Origin of the sequence: Proteiniclasticum aestuarii (genome assembly GCF_017368455.1) — a bacterium.
GTDB lineage: Bacteria > Bacillota > Clostridia > Clostridiales > Clostridiaceae > Proteiniclasticum > Proteiniclasticum aestuarii.
This window is the reverse complement of record NZ_JAFNJU010000004.1, coordinates 197339-221602: the sequence shown is the minus strand read 5'-3', so window position 1 is coordinate 221602 and position 24264 is coordinate 197339. Positions and strand designations below refer to the sequence as shown.

General features: G+C 44.2%; 25 protein-coding genes. All 25 read left to right on the top strand.

What is annotated here, in order from left to right:
• The first annotated feature begins 18 nt into the window (after positions 1-18).
• The gene (gene rplL / locus J3A84_RS07110) at positions 19-390 is read left to right on the top strand and encodes a 50S ribosomal protein L7/L12 (protein WP_207599316.1); all 372 of its coding nucleotides are present in this window, start codon (positions 19-21) and stop codon (positions 388-390) included.
• A 138-nt stretch (positions 391-528) separates the two neighbouring features.
• Positions 529-897: a YccF domain-containing protein gene (locus tag J3A84_RS07105; RefSeq protein ID WP_207599315.1), complete on the top strand. Its 369-nt coding sequence runs from the start codon at positions 529-531 to the stop codon at positions 895-897.
• A 144-nt stretch (positions 898-1041) separates the two neighbouring features.
• Positions 1042-1470 carry a hypothetical protein gene (locus J3A84_RS07100; protein ID WP_207599314.1) on the top strand — a complete coding sequence of 143 codons (429 nt, stop codon included), beginning with the start codon at positions 1042-1044 and terminating at the stop codon, positions 1468-1470.
• Positions 1471-1931: 461 nt separating this feature from the next.
• On the top strand, positions 1932-5615 hold the full coding sequence (rpoB, locus tag J3A84_RS07095; protein ID WP_207599313.1) for a DNA-directed RNA polymerase subunit beta: 3684 nt from the start codon (positions 1932-1934) through the stop codon (positions 5613-5615).
• A gap of 18 nt (positions 5616-5633) precedes the next feature.
• Complete coding sequence (rpoC, locus tag J3A84_RS07090; protein WP_207599312.1) at positions 5634-9182, top strand: DNA-directed RNA polymerase subunit beta'; 3549 nt, start codon at positions 5634-5636, stop codon at positions 9180-9182.
• Between the two features lie 265 nt (positions 9183-9447).
• Positions 9448-9828: a 30S ribosomal protein S12 gene (rpsL, locus tag J3A84_RS07085; protein WP_207599311.1), complete on the top strand. Its 381-nt coding sequence runs from the start codon at positions 9448-9450 to the stop codon at positions 9826-9828.
• Between the two features lie 137 nt (positions 9829-9965).
• Entirely contained in the window at positions 9966-10436 is a 471-nt protein-coding gene (gene rpsG / locus J3A84_RS07080) for a 30S ribosomal protein S7 (RefSeq protein WP_207599310.1), read from the top strand.
• 72 nt (positions 10437-10508) lie between these two features.
• A complete protein-coding gene (gene fusA / locus J3A84_RS07075) occupies positions 10509-12575 on the top strand; it encodes an elongation factor G (RefSeq protein WP_207599309.1) in 2067 nt (688 codons plus the stop codon).
• A 25-nt stretch (positions 12576-12600) separates the two neighbouring features.
• Positions 12601-13794, top strand: coding sequence for an elongation factor Tu (gene tuf, locus J3A84_RS07070; RefSeq protein ID WP_207599308.1), 1194 nt, complete (start codon positions 12601-12603; stop codon positions 13792-13794).
• A gap of 246 nt (positions 13795-14040) precedes the next feature.
• Complete coding sequence (locus tag J3A84_RS07065) at positions 14041-15687, top strand: ABC transporter ATP-binding protein (RefSeq protein ID WP_207599307.1); 1647 nt, start codon at positions 14041-14043, stop codon at positions 15685-15687.
• Positions 15680-17308 (top strand): ABC transporter ATP-binding protein, encoded by a 1629-nt coding sequence (locus J3A84_RS07060; RefSeq protein ID WP_207599306.1) that lies wholly within the window; start codon positions 15680-15682, stop codon positions 17306-17308. Before J3A84_RS07065 ends, J3A84_RS07060 begins: the two co-directional genes overlap by 8 nt.
• A 450-nt stretch (positions 17309-17758) precedes the next feature.
• Positions 17759-18067 (top strand): 30S ribosomal protein S10, encoded by a 309-nt coding sequence (gene rpsJ / locus J3A84_RS07055; RefSeq protein ID WP_207599305.1) that lies wholly within the window; start codon positions 17759-17761, stop codon positions 18065-18067.
• An 80-nt stretch (positions 18068-18147) separates the two neighbouring features.
• Positions 18148-18774, top strand: a complete 627-nt coding sequence (gene rplC, locus J3A84_RS07050) for a 50S ribosomal protein L3 (RefSeq protein WP_207599304.1) — start codon at positions 18148-18150, stop codon at positions 18772-18774.
• A 25-nt stretch (positions 18775-18799) separates the two neighbouring features.
• Positions 18800-19420, top strand: coding sequence for a 50S ribosomal protein L4 (gene rplD, locus J3A84_RS07045; RefSeq protein ID WP_207599303.1), 621 nt, complete (start codon positions 18800-18802; stop codon positions 19418-19420).
• On the top strand, positions 19420-19719 hold the full coding sequence (gene rplW / locus J3A84_RS07040) for a 50S ribosomal protein L23 (protein WP_207599302.1): 300 nt from the start codon (positions 19420-19422) through the stop codon (positions 19717-19719). Before rplD ends, rplW begins: the two co-directional genes overlap by 1 nt.
• A 57-nt stretch (positions 19720-19776) precedes the next feature.
• Positions 19777-20607, top strand: a complete 831-nt coding sequence (gene rplB, locus J3A84_RS07035; protein WP_207599301.1) for a 50S ribosomal protein L2 — start codon at positions 19777-19779, stop codon at positions 20605-20607.
• Between the two features lie 70 nt (positions 20608-20677).
• On the top strand, positions 20678-20956 hold the full coding sequence (gene rpsS / locus J3A84_RS07030) for a 30S ribosomal protein S19 (RefSeq protein ID WP_207599300.1): 279 nt from the start codon (positions 20678-20680) through the stop codon (positions 20954-20956).
• A 29-nt stretch (positions 20957-20985) separates the two neighbouring features.
• Positions 20986-21321 (top strand): 50S ribosomal protein L22, encoded by a 336-nt coding sequence (gene rplV, locus J3A84_RS07025; RefSeq protein WP_207599299.1) that lies wholly within the window; start codon positions 20986-20988, stop codon positions 21319-21321.
• Positions 21322-21341: 20 nt separating this feature from the next.
• Positions 21342-22007, top strand: a complete 666-nt coding sequence (gene rpsC, locus J3A84_RS07020; protein WP_207599298.1) for a 30S ribosomal protein S3 — start codon at positions 21342-21344, stop codon at positions 22005-22007.
• A 30-nt stretch (positions 22008-22037) separates the two neighbouring features.
• Complete coding sequence (rplP, locus tag J3A84_RS07015; protein ID WP_207599297.1) at positions 22038-22472, top strand: 50S ribosomal protein L16; 435 nt, start codon at positions 22038-22040, stop codon at positions 22470-22472.
• Positions 22472-22684, top strand: coding sequence for a 50S ribosomal protein L29 (gene rpmC / locus J3A84_RS07010; protein ID WP_207599296.1), 213 nt, complete (start codon positions 22472-22474; stop codon positions 22682-22684). Before rplP ends, rpmC begins: the two co-directional genes overlap by 1 nt.
• A gap of 22 nt (positions 22685-22706) precedes the next feature.
• Positions 22707-22961, top strand: a complete 255-nt coding sequence (rpsQ, locus tag J3A84_RS07005; protein WP_207599295.1) for a 30S ribosomal protein S17 — start codon at positions 22707-22709, stop codon at positions 22959-22961.
• 26 nt (positions 22962-22987) lie between these two features.
• The gene (gene rplN / locus J3A84_RS07000; RefSeq protein ID WP_207599294.1) at positions 22988-23359 is read left to right on the top strand and encodes a 50S ribosomal protein L14; all 372 of its coding nucleotides are present in this window, start codon (positions 22988-22990) and stop codon (positions 23357-23359) included.
• Positions 23360-23377: 18 nt separating this feature from the next.
• Positions 23378-23692 (top strand): 50S ribosomal protein L24, encoded by a 315-nt coding sequence (gene rplX / locus J3A84_RS06995; RefSeq protein ID WP_207599293.1) that lies wholly within the window; start codon positions 23378-23380, stop codon positions 23690-23692.
• A 24-nt stretch (positions 23693-23716) separates the two neighbouring features.
• Positions 23717-24262, top strand: coding sequence for a 50S ribosomal protein L5 (gene rplE, locus J3A84_RS06990; protein ID WP_207599292.1), 546 nt, complete (start codon positions 23717-23719; stop codon positions 24260-24262).
• Positions 24263-24264: the final 2 nt, after the last annotated feature.

Below are 24264 nucleotides of genomic sequence, written 5' to 3'. Positions count from 1 at the left end.
TTACGGAGGTGTCTATAAATGGCAGTATCAAGAGAAGAAATAATTGCAGCAATCAAGGAAATGACCGTTTTAGAATTAAATGATTTAGTAAAGGCTTGCGAAGAGGAGTTTGGTGTATCCGCAGCAGCTCCAGTAGCAGTAGCTGGCGGTGCTGGTGAAGCAGCAGCAGCTGAAGAGAAGACTGAATTTGACGTTATCCTTACAGAAGTAGGTGGCGAAAAGATTAAGGTTATCAAGGCTGTTAGAGAAGCTACAGGTCTTGGTCTGAAGGAAGCGAAGGAAATCGTTGACGGAGCTCCTAAGGCAATCAAGGAAGGCGTTCCAAAGGACGAAGCAGATGCACTGGTTGCTAAGCTTCAGGAAGTTGGCGCTACAGTAGAAGTTAAGTAATTAAAGCTTAAATTGTACTTGAAGAATCCGGTAAGAAATTATCGGGTTCTTTTCTTTACCGAAAAATTCTCTCATGGCCTGGAATTAATCTGGCGTTAATCTCCTGAAGATATAATGAAGTGAAAGGAGTGATTGATTATGAGTATTTTAGGTAACCTCATCTGGTTTCTTCTGGGCGGTTTCATACCAGCCCTGCTATGGTTTTTCTTCGGGCTTTTATGGTCCATCACCATCATCGGTATCCCGGTGGGTGTGCAGTGTTTCAAAATGGCCAGTCTGCAGCTGTTTCCCTTCGGGAAGGATGTATCCTATTCCTCCATGGGGGCGGGCTCGCTGCTGATCAATATCATCTGGATTGTCGTTGGTGGTATCGAACTGGCTGTAGCCAATGTGCTCATCGGTCTGTTTTTCTGCATGACCATCATCGGAATTCCCTTTGGTCTTCAGAATTTCAAGATGGCAAAGCTCAGTCTCATGCCTTTCGGTGCGAAAATAATTCATATTTAGGACATGATCTAGAGGGTGTTTTTCTGATTTCCAGTAGTATAATGAAAGAAAAGGGACAGCTTGTGTTTGTGTCAGGTCCGGTTTGACGGATCATGTTTCTCTGGTTTATGTTGATTAAAATACATTAAGCAGGAAGTGAAAATCATGAGTAAATCCGGACATCCATTGAGAAGTGTACTGCTAGTCACTGTTTCTACACTGGGGATTCTCGTGCTGGCTTTTGCCCTCTATTTTCTCCTCTTCATGCTCATAGAAAGAGTGGTTGGGCGTGGAGAATATAATTTCGTGTCGATGCTTAGAGGAGGCTTTGGCATCCTATTTCTTCTGGCGGGCGTGCTGGTGGAAAGGACGCACTTTCCTTCGTGGTTCAAAGCGGCGTTTCTGGCTACCGCGGTGGCTGTATTCTCCATCACCATGAGTATTCTTCTTTATGAAACACCGATACTCTCCATGGGGGTAATCATTGTGGCGGGGATCATCGCATTAATTTATCTTGTGCTCGGGAAGAAGGAATGGGTCTATTACTATGGGATCATCTTATCCATCGCAGCTACGCTGTTTTACATCAGATAGCATGCTGCATTCTCAAATTCCGAAGATTCCAGGTAAGCCGGAGAAATCGGAGATTTCACGGCTTAATCCCATTTTTGAAGGAAATTTTCAAACTTATTTCTTTATCTATATTTCAAGGGATTCAGGCTCGATGAAAGGGCTTCTTCTGAATAGGTTCATCTCTCTTAAACCTGACAGGTGTATGTCTGTGGAGTATGGGAAAATCTGGTGGTTCTCTCGAATGAAGACGTGAATTTTGCAGTTTTTCATTGACCAGATGTTAATATTATGATAATATATATAATCGTACTCTTGTAAAAGAGAGAAAAATAGGTTAGAATAGTAAACGGGATTTTTCGCATTTGTAATAGCAAAATAATTGCGGAAATCGCAACGTATGGTCACAATCCAGAAGTGCAAGGTCCTTAGGGATACTATGCGCATTTTCTGGTTATTTTAGTTTATATAAGGGGTGAATGCTAATGGTACATCCTGTTCCAATTTCAACAGGAAAGAGGACGAGAATGAGTTTCGGAAGGGTTAAGGACGTCTATGATATGCCTAATCTTATTGAGATTCAATTAGATTCCTACAATTGGTTTCTAAGTGAAGGTTTAGATGAGGTTTTTGACGACATTAACCCTATTTCCAACTATGGTGGAAATCTGGTTCTGAAGTTCATAGGTTTCCATCTGGACCGCGAGAACATCAAGTATTCCATTGAGGAATGCAAGGAAAGAGATGCCACATACTCAGCACCAATGAAGGTGAAGATCAGGCTTGAGAACATCGAAACCGGTGAGATCAAAGAGCAGGAGGTTTTCATGGGAGAATTCCCTGTGATGACCGAACAAGGAACCTTCATCATCAATGGAGCAGAAAGAGTCATCGTGTCTCAGCTGGTCAGGTCTCCAGGTGTATATTACAACGAGAGCATAGACAAAAACGGAAAGAAGCTTTATTCCGCGACAGTGATTCCGAATCGTGGTGCTTGGCTGGAGTATGAAACAGATTCCAATGAAGTCATGAATGTGAGAATAGACAAGACAAGAAAGCTGCCAATCACAGTTCTTGCAAGAGCTATGGGATTCAACTCCGATCAGGAGATTCTTGACTATTTTGGTGAGGATGAGCGTTTAAAAGCAACCCTTGAAAAAGATAATACCAATACTCATGAAGAGGGACTACTTGAAGTCTACAAGAGATTAAGACCAGGGGAACCACCAACAGTTGACAGTGCTACTTCCCTGATTGATTCCCTGTTCTTCGATGCGAAGAGATATGACCTATCCAAGGTAGGTCGTTACAAGTTCAACAAGAAGCTGTCCATTGCGGGCAGACTTTATAATCAGACCGCCGCAGAAGATGTGGTCAATGGCGAAACTGGAGAAATCCTGGTATCCAAGGGAGAAAGAATCACCAGAGACATCGCGCATGAAATCATGGCTGCAGGAATCAACTTTGTTGATATTCTTGTAGAAGAGCAGGTAGTGCGTGTCATCGGCAACCATTTTGTTCACCTGTCCGATTTTGTATCATTTGACCCGAAAGCGCTTCATATCAAGGAAATGGTGCATTATCCAACACTGAAGAGTATTCTGGACCAGAATCTTCCTGAAGATGAACTGAAGGATGAGCTGAAGAAGAATATCCATAACCTGATTCCAAAGCATGTGCTGAAGGATGACATCTTCGCGAGCATCAGCTACGAAATCGGCCTAGGCCATGGCGTAGGACACGTGGATGACATCGATCATCTCGGAAACAGAAGACTGCGATCCGTGGGAGAGCTTCTCCAGAATCAGTTCAGAATCGGTCTTTCCAGAATGGAAAGAGTCGTGAAGGAAAGAATGACGATTCAGGATCAGGACAATATCACCCCACAGGCGCTGATCAACATCAGACCGGTAACTGCTTCAGTGAAGGAATTCTTCGGATCCTCCCAGCTGTCACAGTTCATGGACCAGACCAATCCGCTTTCTGAGCTTACGCATAAGAGAAGACTTTCAGCTCTGGGGCCTGGTGGTCTTTCCAGAGAAAGAGCCGGATTTGAAGTCCGAGACGTACATCATTCCCATTATGGAAGAATGTGTCCCATTGAGACACCTGAAGGTCCGAACATCGGTCTCATCAACTCCCTGTCCACCTATGCGCGTGTCAATGAATATGGATTCATCGAAACGCCTTATAGAATCGTGGAAAAGGGGACAGGTAAGGTCACCACGGATGTGAAGTACTTTACTGCAGATGAGGAAGATGAACTCTTGGTTGCCCAGGCCAATGAACTTCTGGATGAAAACTCCATGTTCATTGATGACAGAGTAACCGTAAGATACAGAGAAGACGTACTGGTTGTTCCAAAGGAAGAGGTAGACCTGATGGATATCTCTCCACGTCAGATCGTTTCTGTTGCGACAGCGATGATTCCATTCCTTGAGAATGATGATGCTTCCAGAGCACTGATGGGATCCAACATGCAGCGTCAGGCGGTTCCACTTCTGAAACCTGCTGCTCCTTATGTGGGAACAGGAATCGAGTACAAGGCTGCCTTAGACTCCGGAGTACTGCCCAAGGCAAGAAACGAAGGTACGGTCATCTATGTAAGTGCAAATGAAATCAAGATCAAGAGAGACGACAACGGATCCATTGATCATTATAAACTGCTGAAGTTCAAGAGAAGCAACCAGGGTACATGTATCAACCAGAAGCCGCTTGTGGTCAAGGGAGAACATGTGGAAAGAGGATCCCTTCTTGCAGACGGTCCTTCCACAGACCTGGGAGAAATCGCTCTGGGTAAGAATATCCGAATGGGATTCATCACCTGGGAAGGTTACAACTATGAAGATGCGATGCTGATTTCAGAAGAACTCGTCAGAGACGATGTGTTCACTTCCATCCATATCGAAGAGTATGAAGCGGAAGCCAGAGACACGAAGCTCGGGCCTGAAGAAATCACAAGAGACATTCCAAACGTCGGAGAAGACTCCCTGAAGGATATCGACGAAAGAGGAATCATCAGAATCGGTGCTGAAGTAAGAGCAGGAGACATTCTGGTCGGTAAGGTCACACCAAAGGGTGAAACGGATCTGACTTCAGAGGAAAGACTGCTTCGTGCAATCTTCGGTGAAAAGGCGAGAGAAGTAAGAGATACTTCCCTGAGAGTGCCTCATGGCGCCGCTGGTATCATCGTGGACATCAAGATCTTCACAAGAGACAATCAGGACGAGCTACCACCTGGCGTGAATATGCTCGTAAGATGTTACATCGCTCAGAGAAGAAAAATCTCAGTTGGAGACAAAATGGCTGGACGTCATGGTAACAAGGGTGTTATCTCAAGAGTCCTCCCAGAAGAAGATATGCCGTTCCTTCCTGATGGAAGACCGCTGCAGATCTGTCTGAATCCACTGGGTGTTCCATCCCGTATGAACATCGGACAGGTGCTTGAAGTTCATTTAGGATGGGCAGCAGCGAAGCTTGGCTGGCATGTGGCTACTCCGGTATTTGACGGAGCATCCGAAAAGGATATCGAGGAGACACTGGAAAGAGCCGGATTCAACAAAAACGGTAAGACCGTCCTTTATGATGGAAGAACCGGAGAACCATTTGATAATGAAGTTACGGTAGGATACATGTATATCCTGAAGCTTGCGCATCTGGTTGATGACAAGATTCATGCCAGAAGTACAGGACCTTATTCACTGGTTACGCAGCAGCCACTTGGTGGTAAAGCGCAGTTCGGTGGACAGAGATTCGGTGAAATGGAAGTTTGGGCACTGGAAGCTTACGGCTCCGCTCATACGCTCCAGGAAATTCTGACCGTGAAGTCCGATGACGTGGTGGGTAGAGTGAAAACCTACGAATCCATCGTCAAGGGTGAAAACATTCCACAACCTGGAGTGCCAGAATCCTTTAAAGTACTGATCAAGGAACTGCAGGCCCTTTGCCTCAATGTGAAGGTGCTGAACGACGAGCGAGAGGAAATCGAGCTTAAAGAAGATTCCGAGTACGAAGAGGCTTCCATAGAACTCAAGGCCATCAGGATTGACTCCCCAGAGGATACAATCATTGATGTTCCAGAGGAAATAACTGAAAAAACCCACGTGATAAAAGACGAGGATGATTTCGAAGAAGTAAGTTCAAACAGTTTCGCTGAAGATTTAGAGTAATTGAAGGGAGGATTACCCTTGATAGAATTAAATAATTTTGATGCCTTGAAGATCGGTCTTGCATCTCCAGATGAGATCCGAAGCTGGTCAAGAGGTGAGGTTAAAAAGCCTGAAACCATTAACTACAGAACACTGAAACCGGAAAGAGACGGGCTCTTCTGTGAGCGTATCTTTGGACCTATGAAGGACTGGGAGTGTCATTGTGGTAAATACAAGAGAGTTAGGTATAAGGGGATCGTCTGCGACCGCTGCGGCGTTGAAGTAACGAAGTCCAAAGTAAGAAGAGAGAGAATGGGGCACATCGAACTGGCTGCCCCAGTATCCCATATCTGGTATTTCAAAGGAATACCTTCCAGAATGGGACTGATCCTGGATATGAGTCCAAGATCTCTTGAAAGAATCCTGTATTTCGCTTCCTATGTGGTGCTGGATCCTAAGGAATCCACACTGATGAAGAAGCAGATCCTTTCGGAAAGAGAATACAGAGAACACATCGAGCAGGAAGGCTACGGCGCTTTCGAAGCGAAGATGGGTGCGGAAGCGGTGAAGGATCTCCTGGCAGAACTTGACCTGGATGCCATGAGCGTTGAACTGAAAGAAGCGCTGAAGACAGCTACCGGTCAGAAGAAGATCAGAATCATCAGAAGACTTGAGGTAGTGGAATCCTTCAGACAATCCGGCAACAGACCGGACTGGATGATCATTGATGTGATTCCTGTGATTCCACCGGATATCAGACCGATGGTTCAGCTGGATGGTGGACGATTCGCCACATCTGACCTGAATGACCTGTATCGTAGAGTCATCAACAGAAACAACAGACTGAAAAAACTCCTTGACCTTGGCGCTCCAGACATCATTGTAAGAAATGAAAAAAGAATGCTTCAGGAAGCAGTGGATGCCCTCATCGACAACGGCAGACGTGGCAGACCGGTAACGGGTCCTGGAAACAGACCGCTCAAGTCTCTATCCGATATGCTGAAGGGTAAGCAGGGACGATTCAGACAGAATCTTCTTGGTAAGAGAGTAGACTACTCCGGACGTTCCGTTATCGTTGTCGGACCGGAGCTTAAGATGTACCAGTGCGGACTGCCTAAGGAAATGGCTCTTGAGCTGTTCAAGCCTTTTGTCATGAAAAAGCTGGTCAGAAACGGTACAGCGCATAACATCAAGAGTGCAAAGAGAATGGTTGAAAAGATTCAGCCTCAGGTATGGGATATTCTGGAAGAGGTCATCACAGACCATCCAGTACTTCTGAACCGTGCTCCTACACTGCATCGACTGGGTATTCAGGCATTCCAGCCTGTGCTCATCGAAGGTAGAGCGATCAAGCTTCATCCGCTGGTATGTACAGCATACAATGCGGACTTCGACGGTGACCAGATGGCTGTGCACGTTCCACTTTCCATGGAAGCGCAGGCGGAATCAAGATTCCTGATGCTCGCTTCCGGAAACATCCTGAAACCATCCGATGGTAAGCCAGTGGCAGTACCTTCCCAGGATATGGTCCTTGGTGGATACTACCTGACCATGGAGAAGGAAGTGCCTGAAAACGAGATGAAGATCTTCTCCTCCAAGGAAGAAGCGCTCATGTCCTATCAGCTCAGCAATGTGACACTGCAGGAATCCATAAAGGTTCGTGTCAGCAAGACCATAGATGGAGAAGTCAGGAAGGCCATCATTCAGACAACCCTTGGAAAGCTTCTCTTTAACGAATCCATTCCACAGGACCTCGGATTCGTGGACAGAGACATTCCAGGCAATGAAATGATGCTGGAAGTGAACTTCCTCGTTGGTAAAAAGCAGCTGGAGAAGATCATCAACAGATGTTACATCAAGTATGGTCCAACCAGAACATCCGTGATGCTGGATGAAATCAAGTCCCTTGGTTTCCACTATTCCACCATCGGTGCGGTAACCGTTGCGATCTCAGATATGATCGTTCCGGAAAAGAAGAAAGAACTCCTTGCTGACGCGGATGCGACAGTCAAGAAGATTGAAAATATGTTCAGAAGAGGACTTATTTCCGAAGACGAAAGATATGAAAGAGTCATCGAGAAATGGACACAGACCACAGATGATGTGGCGGATGCCCTAATGGACTCTCTGGATCAGTACAATCCTATATTCATGATGGCCGATTCCGGTGCGAGAGGTTCCAAGTCCCAGATCAAGCAGCTTGCTGGTATGAGAGGACTTATGGCCAATCCATCGGGTAAAATCGTCGAACTTCCAATCAGAGCCTCCTTCGTGGAAGGACTGAACATCTCCGAGTACTTCATCTCCACCCATGGAGCCAGAAAGGGTAATGCGGATACAGCGCTGAAAACCGCTGACTCAGGTTACCTGACAAGAAGACTTGTTGACGTGTCACAGGACGTGATCGTAAGAGAAGCGGACTGCGGAGCGGAAGAAGGAATCTACATTGAAGCCATCCGTGAGGGTGCTGAAATCGTAGAGACACTGGCTGAAAGACTGACAGGAAGATATGCCCTTGAGGATATCATCAATCCGCTGGATGGTGAAATCCTTGTAAGAAAGAACGAATACATCGAACCGCTCATGGCGGAAAAAATCGATGAAGTCGGTGTGAAACGTGTCTACATCAGATCCGTATTCACCTGTAAGACGAAGGTCGGTGTCTGCGGTAAGTGCTACGGCATGAACATGGCTACCGGACAGAGAATCAACATCGGTGAATCCGTGGGCATCATTGCCGCACAGAGTATCGGAGAACCTGGAACCCAGCTGACCATGAGAACCTTCCATACAGGTGGAGTAGCCGGATCCGATATCACCCAGGGTCTTCCTAGAGTAGAAGAGCTCTTTGAAGCCAGAAAACCTAAGGGACTTGCTGTTGTATCCGATATCAAGGGTACCGTAAGAATAGATGAAACAAAGAAGAAGAGAGTGGTTTATGTTCTATCCGAAGACGGAGAAGAATACACCTACGACATCTCCTTCGGTTCCAGACTGAAAGTCCACGACGGAGACGTTGTGGAAGCAGGGGACAGCATCACGGAAGGGTCCATCAACCCCCACGATATCGTGAGAATCAAGGGGATCAAGGGCGTAAGAGAATACCTCCTTGCAGAAGTGCAGAAGGTGTATCGTCTTCAGGGTGTTGATACCAATGACAAGCATATCGAAGTTGTCGTAAGACAGATGACCAGAAAGGTGAAGGTGGCGGAAGCCAACGATACCAGTCTGATGCCAGGTGTCCTTGTGGATATCTTCGATTACGAAGAGGAAAACAGGAGAGTACGAGAACTGGGACTTCAGGAAGCTGAAGGCGAGCAGGTTCTTCTGGGTATCACCAAAGCATCCCTTGCAACGGATTCCTTCCTTTCCGCAGCATCCTTCCAGGAAACCACTAGAGTCCTGACCGATGCAGCCATAAAGGGAAAGATCGATCCACTGCTTGGTCTGAAGGAAAATGTCATCATTGGTAAGCTCATTCCTGCTGGTACAGGCATGAGAAGATACAACCACATCAAGCTCTCAACGGAGAGAGAAATGGTAGAAATGCCTGAGGTTGATGAAGTTGACCTTTTTGAAGAAGAATAATTTTTCTTTACATTGCCAAAGTATGGTGATAAAATAATCTTTGTGTGATTTTGACTGACCAGAATCGGACCTGTCCGGTTCTGGAGCGGTTTGATCTTCATGCTGAAGACTCTTCACAATAACTTAAAAGTTATTTAAAGACTAATGTTTTCATATGAGGTAAAATATTCAGTGGAATCACAACTGCCGGAACAGATTTTTGTTCCATGTTAAACTGCTATATTAAATGTAATATAGATACACACATCAAAATGGAGGTGAAATGATGCCAACTATTAACCAATTAGTAAGAAAAGGTAGGGAAACAGTTATTTATAAGACTGGTTCACCAGCCCTTAAGGAAGCTCCTCAGAAGAGAGGCGTATGTACTGTAGTTAAGACTACTACTCCTAAGAAGCCGAACTCAGCCCTTAGAAAAGTTGCGAGAGTAAGACTTGTAAACGGATTTGAAGTTACCGCATACATCGGTGGCGTAGGTCATAACCTGCAGGAACATAGTGTTGTTCTGATCAGAGGCGGAAGAGTTAAGGACTTACCAGGTGTAAGATACCATATCGTAAGAGGTGCTCTAGACAGCGCTGGCGTTACTGGTAGAATGCAGAGCAGATCAAAGTATGGTACGAAGAAACCCAAAGTCAAGAAATAGTTGACAATGACATAGTGCTATGTTTAGGATATAGATTGGAAAATAGTAGGTTTTCATTCATATAGAATACACAGAGCGCTTTGCGGTGAAGAATCACCGAGTACCGATGAATTAATTTAGTTAAGGAGGGAAGAAAAGTGCCAAGAAAAGGATACATTGCAAAAAGAGAAGTTTTAGCTGATCCAATGTACAACTCCAAGGTTGTAACAAAGCTGATCAACAGCGTGATGGAGGATGGCAAGAAGGGCGTAGCGCAGAAGATTGTTTATGAAGCATTCGGCATCATAAACGAAAAAACAGGAAATGATCCTGTTGAAGTTTTCGAAGCAGCTATGAACAACATCATGCCATTACTCGAAGTCAAGTCAAGAAGAATAGGTGGTTCCAACTACCAGGTTCCAATTGAAGTTAGACCAGAGAGAAGACAGACACTTGGTATCAGATGGCTACTTATAGCAGTTGAAAAGAGATCTGAGAAGTATGCAAGAGAGAGATTGGCTGGAGAGCTAATGGACGCTGCAAACAACACAGGTTCAGCTGTTAAGAAGAGAGAAGATACACACAGAATGGCAGAAGCTAATAAGGCGTTTGCTCATTACAGATATTAATTTTGAGCATAGAACTGTTTTGGCATAGCTGAAACAGTTTTGTGCAATATAATCACGAGAGGAGGAGTCCATGTGGCAAGAGAGTTCCCTTTAGAAATGTTTCGTAATATAGGGATTATGGCACATATCGACGCAGGAAAAACGACCACAACTGAGCGTATACTTTTCTATACAGGAAAGGTTCATAAAATCGGTGAGACACATAGTGGTGAATCACAGATGGACTGGATGGCTCAGGAAAAAGAAAGAGGAATTACAATCACTTCCGCTGCTACAACAGCAAACTGGAAGGGACATGTTATCAATATCATCGACACCCCAGGACACGTAGACTTCACTGTTGAAGTAGAACGTTCCTTGAGAGTGCTTGACGGAGCTGTTACAGTTCTGGATGCAAAGAGCGGTGTTGAACCACAGACTGAAACCGTATGGAGACAGGCTGACAAATATGGCGTGCCAAGAATTGTATACATCAACAAGATGGATGCAACCGGAGCAGACTTCTACAAGTCCGTTGAAACCATCAAGGACAGACTGAAGTGCAACGCAGTGCCAATTCAGGTTCCAATCGGGTCTGAACAGGGATTCAAGGGTGTAGTTGACCTTGTAACAATGGAAGGAATCGTTCATCTTGACGATCTTGGAAAAGAGATCGAAATAGGACCTATTCCAGAAAGCGTACAGGCCAGAGCAGATGAATACAGAGCGATCCTTGTGGAAGCAGTGGCGGATCTTGATGAAGATCTGACCATGAAGTACCTGGAAGGCGAAGAAATCACTGTTGAAGAAATGAAGGCTGCCCTGAGAAAGGGAACCATCAACAACGAAATCGTTCCAGTAATATGCGGTTCTTCATACAAGAACAAGGGCGTACAGGAAATGATCGATGCTGCAGTGGATTACCTTCCTTCACCAGTGGATATCCCAGCCATCGCAGGGGTCACACCTGATGGTGAAGAAGATTCAAGACCTGCTGATGATAATGCGCCTATGTCCGCACTTGCGTTCAAGATTGCGACAGACCCATTCATTGGTAGACTTGCATTCACAAGAATCTATTCCGGTGTCATGACTTCCGGTTCCTATGTAATCAACTCTACAAAGGGCAAGAAGGAAAGAGTCGGTAGACTAGTTAAGATGCACGCAAACCACAGACAGGAAGTGGAAGAGCTGAGAGCCGGAGAAATCGGAGCGGTTGTTGGTCTGAAGGATACTACTACAGGAGATACTCTTTGTGTAGATACAGACCAGATCATTCTGGAATCCATGGTATTCCCAGAGCCAGTTATTTCTGTTGCCATCGAACCAAAGACCAAGGCTGGTCAGGAAAAGATGGGTATTGCGCTGGCGAAGCTGGCTGAAGAAGATCCGACCTTCAAGACCTTCACCGACCAGGATACTGGACAGGTCATCATTGCGGGTATGGGTGAGCTTCACCTTGAGATCATCGTTGACAGACTGCAGAGAGAATTCAAAGTGGAATGTAATGTCGGTGCACCTCAGGTTGCTTACAAGGAAACCATCAAGAAGGCTGTCAAGGCTGAAGGTAAGTTTGTAAGACAGTCCGGTGGACGTGGACAGTATGGTCATGCCGTCATCGAACTGATTCCAACTGAAGAAGAGTATTCATTCGAAAACGGCATCGTTGGTGGTGTTGTTCCAAGAGAATATGTTCCAGCAGTTGACCAGGGTATCAGAGAAGCATCCCAGGCGGGTGTTATCGGTGGTTACCCAACCATCAACTTCAAGGCAAGAATTGTAGACGGATCATACCATGATGTCGACTCCAATGAAATGGCCTTTAAGGTAGCTGGTTCCATGGCATTCAAGAATGCTATGGCAAAGGCTGACCCAGTAATTCTTGAACCTATGATGAAGGTTGAAGTCATTGTCCCAGAAGACTACATGGGAGACGTAATTGGTGACATCAACTCCAGAAGAGGTAGAATCGAAGGTATGAGCGATAGAGCAGGAGCCAAGGTTGTTGCATCATTCGTACCACTTTCAGAAATGTTCGGATATGCAACTACGCTAAGATCTAAAACCCAGGGTAGAGGTGTTTACTCCATGGAATTTGATCACTATGAGCCAGTTCCTAAGAGCATTCAGGAAGAAATCGCAGGAAAGAAAAACGCTTAATTAGAGTTTTAAGGAGGAGAAAGTAATGGCAAAAGCAAAATTCGAGAGAAATAAGCCACACGTCAACATCGGAACCATCGGACACGTTGACCATGGTAAGACCACGCTGACAGCAGCAATCACAACTGTGTTATCACAGACAGGTGGAGCTACAGCAACAAAGTACGACCAGATCGACAAAGCACCAGAAGAGAAGGAAAGAGGTATTACCATCAATACTTCCCACGTAGAGTATGAGACTGAAAACAGACACTATGCTCACGTAGACTGCCCAGGACATGCTGACTATGTCAAGAACATGATCACCGGAGCAGCACAGATGGATGGAGCAATTCTTGTTGTATCCGCAGCAGATGGTCCAATGCCACAGACAAGAGAACATATCCTTCTTGCATCAAGAGTAGGAGTTAACTACATCGTAGTCTTCCTGAACAAGGCAGACATGGTGGATGACCCAGAACTACTTGAGCTGGTGGAAATGGAAGTAAGAGAGCTTCTGAACGAGTATGATTTCCCAGGAGATGATACACCAGTTATCGCAGGTTCCGCACTGGAAGCACTGGATAACCCAACCGATCCAGAGAAGATCAAGCCAATCATGGAACTGATGGCAGCCATCGACAGCTACATCCCAACACCAGAGAGACAGACCGACAAAGCATTCCTGATGCCTGTAGAGGACGTATTCACCATCACAGGAAGAGGAACCGTAGCAACAGGAAGAGTGGAGACTGGAGTACTGAAGGTAGGAGACGAAGTAGAAATCGTAGGCCTGCAGGAAGAATCCAGAAAGGTAGTATGTACAGGAGTAGAGATGTTCAGAAAGCTTCTTGATTCAGCGCAGGCTGGAGACAACATCGGAGCACTTCTGAGAGGAATCCAGAGATCTGAAATCGAAAGAGGACAGGTTCTAGCTAAGCCAGGATCCGTAAAGCCACATACCAAGTTCGTAGGACAGGTATACGTGCTGAAGAAGGAAGAAGGCGGAAGACATACACCATTCTTTGATGGTTACAGACCACAGTTCTACTTCAGAACAACGGACGTAACAGGAAACATCAAGCTTCCAGATGGAATGGAAATGGTAATGCCTGGAGACCATATCGACATGAATGTTGAACTGATCACACCAATCGCTATGGACGAAGGTCTGAGATTCGCGATCAGAGAAGGCGGAAGAACCGTAGGTTCAGGCGTTGTAACAACAATCAACGAGTAATCCGGTAATCAGGTAGATTGAAGAAGTCAGAGGATAAAGAAATTTATCTTCTGGCTTTTTTTTATGTCCAGGGTTGTTGCGAAGAAGGGTGAAACAAAGTCTTGATAAAGTGAAAAGTATGGAGAGTATGATTTGCTGGATAGACTGATATAGTAGCAGAAGGATAATTTCAAACAGCGCTTTACAACGTAACAATGTTATGTTAGTCTGGAGAAGACCTATATACATTCCATAGAGGAGGCTCTTATGCGTACATTGCTTTTCCAGGACAGAAAAGGATTCATCAAATATCTCATCGGGTGCGGCATACTCATCACGGAGTACATTCTGACGAACCTGGCCATCGCCGAGATTGCAGGGGTGGTCCAGACCCGGAGTATGGACGATCTCTTGAAATACAGCATTTTTGCGCTTTTCGCGTTTATATACGCGGCGCTCATTTTCATTGCATCCAGACTTCTTCGAATTGGGTTCATGCGTGACACAACGCTCAGAATCCGAATGGAAGCCTTCAAAAACATCATGACGAAGACCACCAGAAGCTTCAACAGAAAACTGAGGAATGAGTATATTTCAAACCTGGTCAATGACATCAATACTTTCGAGGGAAAGTACTTTCATGCGCTGCTGAATCTGTTTTTCGGTGCATCCATATATTCCGTGAGTCTTCTGATTCTATTCTATCTGGATTATAGGCTTGCACTGATGATGCTGCTGGTATCGCTCGGTGTCTTTTTCATCAACAGATCTTTTCAGAAGCGGACCATAAAGATGCAGGAAGAGGTGCAAAGAAGTAATGAGGCGTTCACGGTGAATGTATCCAATACATTTTCAGGATTGGAGATTCTGAAGCTGAACCGGATTGAAGACAGGTTTCTTCTGAATTCCATGAAGGAAACGGACAGGCTGGAAAGACGAAAGGCGAATTATTTCATCTTCACCTTCTGGCAGGGGAGATTCTCCAATTTTCTGGGGTTCATCACCACCATTCTGATTCTCTACTATGTCATCTCCACGGCGGAAGAAGGGTTTGATCTGGCCAGACTCATGTTCACTTTCAGTATGGCCAGTTCCACCATTTGGCCCATCACCGAAATCATGCCGCTCTTTAATGTACTGAAGTCCAATGCCACCATCATCGAGAATATTCTGAAGAGAGATGAGGACAGCGAAAAAACCGATGAAGTCATGCAATATGCCTTCGACCGGGATATTGAAATCCGGAATCTGTCGTTCAGTTATGAGGATAAAATCGTGCTGAAGGATGCGAATCTGAAAATAGAAAAGGGGAAGAAGTATCTTCTGAAAGGATCAAGTGGAGCAGGTAAATCCACACTGATCAACCTGCTCTCAAAAGTGCATGAGCATTACCAGGGGGAGATTCTCGTGGATGGGGTCAATCTGAAACAGATCAGAGAAGACAGCTTCAATGAACATGCCAGTTTCATCTACCAGGATGTATTTCTCTTTGAGGACACCATAAGGAACAACATCGCCTTGTTCCGAGAATATCCAGAAGCTGAGATGGAAAATGCTGTGAAAGGGGCGGGGCTCAAATCTCTCCTAGAGAAGAAAGAACAGGGTCTTTCCGAAGTCATCGAGGAAAACGGCAAGAATCTCTCCGGTGGAGAGCGTCAGAGAATCTCCATCGCCAGAGCGATCATCCGCAAACCGCAGATTCTATTTGCGGACGAAGTGACTTCCGCCTTGGATGAAACGCTGGGGAGACATGTGGAAGATACGATACTTTCTCTGGATACCACCGTCATTGCCATCTCTCATAGATTTTATAAAGGGGTTTCCGAAAAATATGATTATGTCATAGAAATCGTCAATGGCGGTATCACCCTGAAAACCATGGAAGCGTATCTAGAGGGGGTGCAGTATGAATAAGGTCTATAAGAAGACATTCGGGCTGCTCCTTGCAGCGCTTTTCGTGGGGCTGCTCTCCAGTGGGATCAACGGATATATGAGCCTGCTCATGAGAGATCTGGTGGATCTTACTTTTGCATCGGAGAAACCTGGATTTATGGGCATCGCCTTAAGACTAGTCTTTTTCGCCTTCGTTCTTTTTCTTATGCAGACGCTGTTATCGGTCATGAAAGGGTATTACAGAAGAAAGACGAATCTGAATCTGAAGACCTATTATCTTCGTGGTGTATTCAATAAGAACATCAACGAGTTCAACAGGGAAAGCACAGCGAAGTATGTTTCGCACATCACCAATGATCTAAACACCATTGACCTGGATTACATAGATGGGATTTTCGAGCTGGCCTTGGCCTTCATCTCCTTCTTCGTCATCATCATCGTCATTGGTGGAATCAATATCGAAATCCTCGGCATCATCCTGGTGGTGTCGGTGCTTATGGGATTTCTTTCCAATGCGCTGTCTGGACCTGTGAAGAAACTGTTTCTCGAAAGAAGTGGTCTTTATGAGAAATATACCGGGTATCTCTCGGAAGTGCTGGGTGCCTTCCGGATCATCAGGGTGAACAATCTCTATGACAGAATCGAGCATAACTTCAGAGATCGCAGTCTTCACCTCCAGCAGAAAAGCTATCAGATCGAGAAGACCTCCACCTTTATCTATGCCCTGCAGAACTTCACCATCAATCTGACCGTGCTCATCGTCATTTCCGTTTCGGTATACTATACGATTCTCGGGAAACTCAGTTTCGGTGGTGTCATCCTCATACTTTCAAACTTCCAGTCCCTCATCGGTCCTTTTCAGAGAGCCAGTGAGCTCTTTCCGAGAATCGTCAGCGCAAGAAATCTCTTCACTACACTGGATGATTCGCTGAAGAACAGAGAAAACGCATCAGAGCATATCCATATGGAAGGATTCAGAGAGAGGATAGAGCTGGATGGAGTATCTTATGCTTATGGAGAGAACAGAGTGCTGGAAGAGGTGAATCTCTCCGTCAGAAAAAACGGTAAATATCTCATTGTGGGTCCCAGCGGAGGAGGGAAGTCCACATTGCTTAAACTTCTGAGAAAATACTTCAGTCCTGATCGGGGAAGAATTCTCGTGGATGGACAGAATCTATCCGAGATCACCAAGGAAAGTTTCTTCAGATCCATTTCCAATGTGGAGCAGCAGGTGTTCATGTTCGATGATACCTTACGAAACAATCTCACACTATACAGAGACATTACGGAAGAGAAACTGACAAGAGCCATAAGAGAAGCAGGGTTAGGGATGTTTGTGGAAAAGCTTCCAGGTGGACTGGACACAGTCATCGAAGACAACGGAAGAAACATATCGGGCGGAGAAAGATCAAGAATCGCCATCGCCAGAGCGCTCCTTAATGATTCGGATATCCTGATCCTGGATGAGGCGTTTCAGAGTCTTGATTATGACACTGCAAGAGAGATCGAAAGAACAATTCTCTCACTGGAGCAGCTGACCGTGCTGAATGTGAGTCACATCATCATCAAAGAGAACAGAAATCTGTACAATCAGGTTCTTTACGTGGACAACCGGAAGGTGGAAACTCTGGAGAATGCATAAAGAACAGTAGGAAGCAGCGTCAAAACAGTGGGATGTAAACATTTCAATCAACGAATCAGCCGGAGTTTCTCCGGTTTTTTCATTGATTTCATATATTTAGGCATTCCTTTCATGAATGTACAGTTTTTGTTTGTATTGAAAGGGGAAAATCAGTATAATAATAAGGATGTTCAATTGAAGTGAAAAAAACTTTTGCGGATTTGGATTTTCAATTGAATAGGTAACTGTAATGTAGTATAATATTATAGTTACAGCGAACAGCAATGATTCAAGAGGTTGCTGGACTATACAGGTAATTCTTGATGAGCATGTCAGGTCACGAACCCGACGAGGGTACCCTGGCTCGTATTTGGTGCGGACTCAAACGATGAAACACCCGGTACAGTTTACGGATATCCGCTGTTGTGCGAAAAAAGTATAACGTACAAAGAAAAAGAAGGAGGTAACAAAATGGCAAAACAGAAGATCAGAATCAGACTAAAGGCTTTTGATCACAGCGTGCTTGATGCATCAGCTGAAAGAATTGTTGAGACTGCAAAGTCTTCAGGGGCAAAGGTTGTAGGACCAGTTCCACTACCAACTGAGAAGGAAATCATCACAATTCTTAGAGCAGTACATAAGTACAAGGATTCAAGAGAACAGTTTGAGATCAGAACACACAAGAGACTAATCGACATCGTCAACCCATCACCAAAGACAGTTGATGCGCTGATGAGATTAGATCTGCCAGCTGGTGTAGACATCGAAATTAAGCTGTAGAAATAGTTTATAGTTAACTCTATGAACTGTTATGACCGCACAGCGATGTGCGATCCGCTAATAAGTTTGGAGGTAAGAAAATGAAAAAAGCAATAATGGGTACCAAAATCGGTATGACCCAGATATTTGATGAAAACGGAAAAATTGTTCCAGTAACTGTCGTTGAAGCAAAGCCAAATGTTGTCGTTCAGATCAAGACAACTGAAAAAGAAGGCTACAATGCGATTCAGGTTGGTTACGGTGAGATCAGAGAAAAGCTTGTCAACAAGCCAAGACAGGGTCAGTTCAAGAAAGCTGGCGTTGGCGTGAAGAGACTTCTGAAGGAATTCAGACTTGAAGAAAACACCTACGAAGTCGGTGCTGAAATCAAGGTTGACGCTTTCGAAGCTGGAGAAAAGATCGACGTATCCGGACTCTCAAAGGGTAAGGGATTCGCTGGTGTTATCAAGAAGTGGAACTTCCACATCGGACCAAAGTCTCATGGATCCAAGTTCCATAGAGCAGTAGGTTCCATGGGAGCATCATCCTCACCATCCAGAACATTCAAGAACAAGAAGATGCCTGGAAGAATGGGACATGTGAATACAACAGTATTAAATCTAGAAATAGTAAAAGTAATGCCAGAAAAGAATGTAATTCTGATCAAGGGTGGTATCCCAGGACCAAGCAAGAGTGTGGTTGTTATCAGAAATTCAGTCAAGGCATAAATCTTAAGTGAAAGGAGGATACAAAATGCCTACAGTAGGATTATTCAATATTGAAGGAAAAAAGGTTGGAGATGTTTCTCTGAATGAGAAAGTATTCAACGTTGAAGTTAATAAGGCAGTACTGCATCAGGTAGTAGTTGCTCAACTTGCCAATAAGAGACAGGGAACACAGTCTGCGAAAACCAGAGCTGAGGTCAGAGGTGGTGGAATCAAGCCATGGAGACAGAAGGGAACTGGTAGAGCAAGACAGGGGTCCATCAGATCACCACAATGGGTCGGCGGTGGAATCGTATTTGCACCAAAGCCAAGAGATTACAGAGTTTCACTTCCAAAGAGCATGAGAAAAGTGGCTATGAAGTCCGCTTTAACAGCGAAGGTAATGGAAAATGAAATGATCGTTCTTGAGAACCTGGAATTTGATGCACCAAAGACAAAGGACATGGTGACCATGCTTAAAGCATTCGATGTGAAGAAAGCACTGATCATCACAGCTGAATCCAACGAGAACGTGTACAAGTCCGGAAGAAATGTTGAAGGAATTCAGGTTATGCCTGTGAACAACATCAACGTATATGATCTTCTGAAGTATGACAATCTCATCATTACACAGGATGCAGTATCTAAGCTCGAGGAGGTGTACGCATAATGAAAAAGTTAACAGTTTACGATATCATCAGAAAGCCTGTTATCACTGAAAAGTCCATGGCTGCCATGGCTGAAAAGAAGTACACATTTTTAGTACATCCTGAAGCGAACAAGGTAGAGATCAAGAAAGCTGTTGAAGCGGTATTCGGCGTTAAGGTTGAAGACGTGAAGACAATGAACTCCCTTGGTAAGGTCAAGAGAATGGGAGTACATATCGGTAAAAGATCCGACACAAAGAAGGCTATCGTTACATTAACTGAAGATAGCAAGACCATCGAGTTCTTCGACAACATGAACTAGGATGTGTCCATTATTGGTTTCTTAAACCAGAGAAGATAATTAAGGAGGAAAGCTAGTATGGCTATTAAGAGTTATAAACCGACCACCCCTTCAAGAAGAAATATGACCAGCAATGCTTTTGTGGAAATCACAACTGACAAACCAGAAAAGTCACTTCTTGTAGCTAAGAACAGAACCGGTGGTAGAAATGCCCAGGGTAAGATCACTGTTAGACATCGTGGTGGCGGTGCTAAGAGAAAATACAGAATCATAGATTTCAAGAGAAATAAAGATGGAATTCCAGCAAGAGTAGCAACAATCGAATACGATCCAAACAGATCCGCATTCATCGCACTTGTTGTATACGCTGATGGTGAGAAGAGATACATTCTTGCTCCACTAGGAGTCAAGGTAGGAGATGTGCTTGTTTCCGGTAAGGACGCAGACATCAAGCCTGGTAATGCACTTCCACTGCTGAACATTCCAGTTGGTACATTCATCCACAACATCGAGCTTGCAGCTGGTAAGGGTGGACAGATGGTAAGATCCGCTGGTACTTCCGCACAGCTTATGGCGAAGGAAGGAAACTACGCAACACTCAGACTTCCATCAGGAGAAATGAGATATGTGAGAATCGAATGTAGAGCGACAGTTGGTACTGTTTCCAACACCACCCACGAGATCATCAAGATCGGTAAGGCTGGTAGAAAGAGACATATGGGTATCAGACCTACAGTAAGAGGTTCCGTAATGAACCCGGTTGACCATCCACACGGTGGTGGTGAAGGTAAGGCTCCAATAGGAAGACCTGCACCAGTTACTCCATGGGGTAAGCCAGCACTTGGATACAAGACAAGAAAGAACAAGAAGTATTCAGACAGACTTATCATCAAGGGAAGAACAAAGTAGGAAGAACTCTCTTCCTTGCAGGAAGAGCCTCTTCTACTAACTTATAATTTCCGAAGGGAGGAAAATAAACGTGAGTAGATCAGTAAAGAAGGGACCTTTTGTAAAAGAAGGCCTATTGAAGAAGATAATCGAAATGAACAAGGCTAAGGAAAAGAAAGTCATTAAGACTTGGTCAAGAAGCTCAACAATTTTTCCAGAAATGATTGGGCACACCATCGCAGTTCATGACGGAAGAAAGCATGTACCAGTCTATATCTCAGAAGATATGGTTGGACACAAGCTTGGTGAGTTCGCACTAACAAGAACTTACAGAGGTCATGTAAGTGAGAAAAAGTCAAAGATGAGATAATTTTATCGTAATCGAAAGGAGGATCATTAATGGAAGCTAGAGCTATAAACAAGTATGTGAGAATGTCACCATTAAAGGTTAGAATCGTTCTTGATTTAATCAGAAACAAGAATGTGAATGACGCTATGGCAATTCTTGAGCATACACAGAAGGATGCAGCTGTTGTAATCAATAAGGTATTGAAGTCAGCAGTAGCCAATGCAGAAAACAATCTTGAATTAGATAGAGATTCCCTTTATGTATCTGAAGCTTACTGCGGACCAGGGCCAACTCTTAAGAGATATCAGCCACATGCCCAGGGAAGAGCATTCAGCATCATGAAGAGAACTACACATATCACAGTAGTGGTAAAAGATAGAGCTTAGAAAAAGGAGGTAATTAAATAGTGGGACAGAAAGTAAATCCACACGGACTCAGAGTTGGTGTAATTAAAGACTGGAACGCAAGATGGTATGCAGATAAGAAGACATTTGCAGCAAACATCCTTGAAGACCAGAAAATCAGAGAATTCTTAAATAAGAGACTATTCAATGCTGGTATTTCCCAGATTGAAATTGAAAGAGCAGCCAAGAGAATCAAGATCAACATCCATACCGCTAAACCAGGAGTGGTTATCGGTAGAGGTGGATCAGGAATCGATCAGCTGAAGAAGGATATGATGCCTCTTGTAGAAGGCAAGACTCTTTTACTGAACATCGTAGAAGTAAGAAACGTTGACGGAGATGCTCAGCTGATGGCTGAAAGTATCGCTGCACAGCTGGAAAAGAGAATTTCCTTCAGAAGAGCCATGAAGCAGACAATCCAGAGAGCCATGAGATCACCTGGCGTAAAGGGTGTAAAGACCATGTGTGCTGGTAGACTGGGCGGAGCTGAAATCGCTAGAAGCGAAACATACCGTGAGGGAACCATTCCGCTGCAGACATTAAGAGCGGACATCCAGTACGGATTTGCAGAAGCCAATACCACCTATGGTAAGATCGGAGTAAAGGTTTGGGTCTATAAAGGTGAAGTGCTTCCTACAAAGAAGACCAAGGAAGTTGCTAACGCATAATAGTATAGACTAAGAAAGGAGGAATTCGACATGTTAATGCCTAAGAGAGTGAAACGTCGTAAGGTTCAGAAGGGCAGAATGAAGGGAAAAGCCACCAGAGGTAATTTCCTTGCTTATGGAGATTATGGAATACAGGCAACTGAATGTGGATGGATCACATCCAATCAGATTGAATCTGCCAGAATTGCGATTAACAGATATATTAAAAGAGGAGGAAAACTCTGGATTAAGATTTTCCCCGATAAGCCAATAACAGAAAAGCCAGCAGAAGTAAGAATGGGATCCGGTAAGGGTAACGTTGAGTACTGGGTGGCAGTTGTTAAGCCTGGAAGAGTTCTGTTTGAACTTTCAGGAGTTGACGAAGAGAAGGCAAGAGAAGCTATGAGACTTGCACAGCACAAGCTTCCTGTTTCTACCAAGTTCGTCACAAGAAGAGATTTTGAAGAAATGGGTGGTGAAGAATAATGAAGGCTAAAGAGTTAAAGAATTTAAGAGCTGGCAGCTCCGAAGATCTTTCAGCAAAGCTTCATGATCTTAAGGAAGAACTTTTCAATCTAAGATTCCAGTTAGCTACTGGACAGCTTGAAAACCCTATGAGAATTAAGGAAGTAAGGAAGTCCATCGCTCAGATTAAAACCATCATTAGAGAAGAAGAGATTAAGGCAGTTAGCAATTAATCCGTGAAAGGAGGTCAACTATATGGAAAGAAATAACAGAAGAACCAGAGTAGGCGTAGTCGTATCCGATAAAATGGACAAGACAATTGTTGTTGCGGTTAAGACTAAGGTAAGACATCCGCTCTACGGTAAAACAATGAACAGAACAGTAAAGTTCAAGGCTCATGATGAAAAGAATGAAGCAGAATACAATGACACAGTAATGATTATGGAAACAAGACCTTTATCTAAGGATAAGAGATGGAGACTTGTAGAGATCATTGAAAAGGCTAAGTAGCATATATAGCTGAAAGGAGGTAAATCATGATTCAACAGCAGACCATGCTAAAAGTTGCAGATAATTCTGGAGCTAAGGAGATCATGTGTATAAAGGTACTCGGCGGTACAAGAAGAAGATATGCCAGAGTAGGAGATATTATCGTTGCTAGCGTTAAGAGTGCAACACCAGGCGGAGTTGTTAAAAAGGGTGAAGTCATCAAGGCGGTTGTAGTTAGAACTGTAAACTCAACCAAGAGATATGATGGAACTTACATCAGATTCGACGAAAACGCAGCAGTTATCATCAAGGATGATAAAACACCAAGAGGTACCCGTATTTTCGGGCCAGTTGCAAGAGAACTTAGAGAAAAGGAAACATTCTCTAAAATACTTTCTCTGGCACCTGAAGTTCTTTAGAAGGAGGGTGGCTAAGAGATGAAGGTACATGTTAAAAAGAATGATAAGGTTATGGTGATTTCCGGTAAGGACAAGGGTAAGGTATCCGAAGTCATTTCCGTATTACCAAAGGTTGGCAAGGTGCTTGTAAGAGACGTGAACGTCGTGAAGAAGCATACAAAACCAAGCAGATCAAACATGCAAGGCGGAATCATTGAGACGGAAGCTCCAATATTCAGCTCCAAGGTAATGCTTTACTGTGACAAGTGCAAAGCTGTTACAAGAATTGCAAAGAAGATCACAGAAGATGGAACAAAAGTAAGAGTCTGCAAGAAGTGCGGAACCGTACTTTAGTAAATATTGAAAGGAGGACCATTGATGATTTCAAGATTACAGGAAGTTTATAATGAACAAGTCATTCCAAAGATGATGGAAAAGTTTTCCTACAAGAATGTAATGGAAGTACCAAGACTTGAAAAAATTGTAATAAATATGGGTGTTGGTAAGGCAAAGGAAAATGCGAAGATTCTAGAATCCGCAGTTTCAGACCTGACACTGATCGCAGGACAGAAGCCGGTTATAACCAGAGCTAAGAAGTCTGTTGCGAACTTTAAGCTAAGAGAAGACATGCCAATTGGATGCAAGGTCACATTAAGAAAGACCCAGATGTTCCAGTTTGCTGATAAGCTGATCAATATCGCTCTTCCAAGAGTAAGAGACTTTAGAGGAGTATCTGACAAGTCATTTGACGGAAGAGGAAACTACTCTATCGGAATTAAGGAACAGCTTATATTCCCGGAAATTGAGTATGATAAGGTTGATTCAATCAGAGGAATGGATATCGTATTCGTAACTACAGCGAAGACAGATGAAGAAGCACGAGAACTACTAAGGTTCCTCGGAATGCCATTTGCTCAAAAATAAGG

Excerpts from the sequence above, each read along its gene's own strand:
- rplL (WP_207599316.1), top strand. The coding sequence starts at position 19 with ATGGCAGTATCAAGAGAAGAAATAATTGCAGCAATCAAGGAAATGACC.
- J3A84_RS07105 (WP_207599315.1), top strand. The coding sequence starts at position 529 with ATGAGTATTTTAGGTAACCTCATCTGGTTTCTTCTGGGCGGTTTCATA.
- J3A84_RS07100 (WP_207599314.1), top strand. The coding sequence starts at position 1,042 with ATGAGTAAATCCGGACATCCATTGAGAAGTGTACTGCTAGTCACTGTT.
- rpoB (WP_207599313.1), top strand. The coding sequence starts at position 1,932 with ATGGTACATCCTGTTCCAATTTCAACAGGAAAGAGGACGAGAATGAGT.
- rpsL (WP_207599311.1), top strand. The coding sequence starts at position 9,448 with ATGCCAACTATTAACCAATTAGTAAGAAAAGGTAGGGAAACAGTTATT.
- tuf (WP_207599308.1), top strand. The coding sequence starts at position 12,601 with ATGGCAAAAGCAAAATTCGAGAGAAATAAGCCACACGTCAACATCGGA.
- J3A84_RS07065 (WP_207599307.1), top strand. The coding sequence starts at position 14,041 with ATGCGTACATTGCTTTTCCAGGACAGAAAAGGATTCATCAAATATCTC.
- J3A84_RS07060 (WP_207599306.1), top strand. The coding sequence starts at position 15,680 with ATGAATAAGGTCTATAAGAAGACATTCGGGCTGCTCCTTGCAGCGCTT.
- rpsJ (WP_207599305.1), top strand. The coding sequence starts at position 17,759 with ATGGCAAAACAGAAGATCAGAATCAGACTAAAGGCTTTTGATCACAGC.
- rplC (WP_207599304.1), top strand. The coding sequence starts at position 18,148 with ATGAAAAAAGCAATAATGGGTACCAAAATCGGTATGACCCAGATATTT.
- rplD (WP_207599303.1), top strand. The coding sequence starts at position 18,800 with ATGCCTACAGTAGGATTATTCAATATTGAAGGAAAAAAGGTTGGAGAT.
- rplW (WP_207599302.1), top strand. The coding sequence starts at position 19,420 with ATGAAAAAGTTAACAGTTTACGATATCATCAGAAAGCCTGTTATCACT.
- rplB (WP_207599301.1), top strand. The coding sequence starts at position 19,777 with ATGGCTATTAAGAGTTATAAACCGACCACCCCTTCAAGAAGAAATATG.
- rplV (WP_207599299.1), top strand. The coding sequence starts at position 20,986 with ATGGAAGCTAGAGCTATAAACAAGTATGTGAGAATGTCACCATTAAAG.
- rplP (WP_207599297.1), top strand. The coding sequence starts at position 22,038 with ATGTTAATGCCTAAGAGAGTGAAACGTCGTAAGGTTCAGAAGGGCAGA.
- rpmC (WP_207599296.1), top strand. The coding sequence starts at position 22,472 with ATGAAGGCTAAAGAGTTAAAGAATTTAAGAGCTGGCAGCTCCGAAGAT.
- rpsQ (WP_207599295.1), top strand. The coding sequence starts at position 22,707 with ATGGAAAGAAATAACAGAAGAACCAGAGTAGGCGTAGTCGTATCCGAT.
- rplN (WP_207599294.1), top strand. The coding sequence starts at position 22,988 with ATGATTCAACAGCAGACCATGCTAAAAGTTGCAGATAATTCTGGAGCT.
- rplX (WP_207599293.1), top strand. The coding sequence starts at position 23,378 with ATGAAGGTACATGTTAAAAAGAATGATAAGGTTATGGTGATTTCCGGT.
- rplE (WP_207599292.1), top strand. The coding sequence starts at position 23,717 with ATGATTTCAAGATTACAGGAAGTTTATAATGAACAAGTCATTCCAAAG.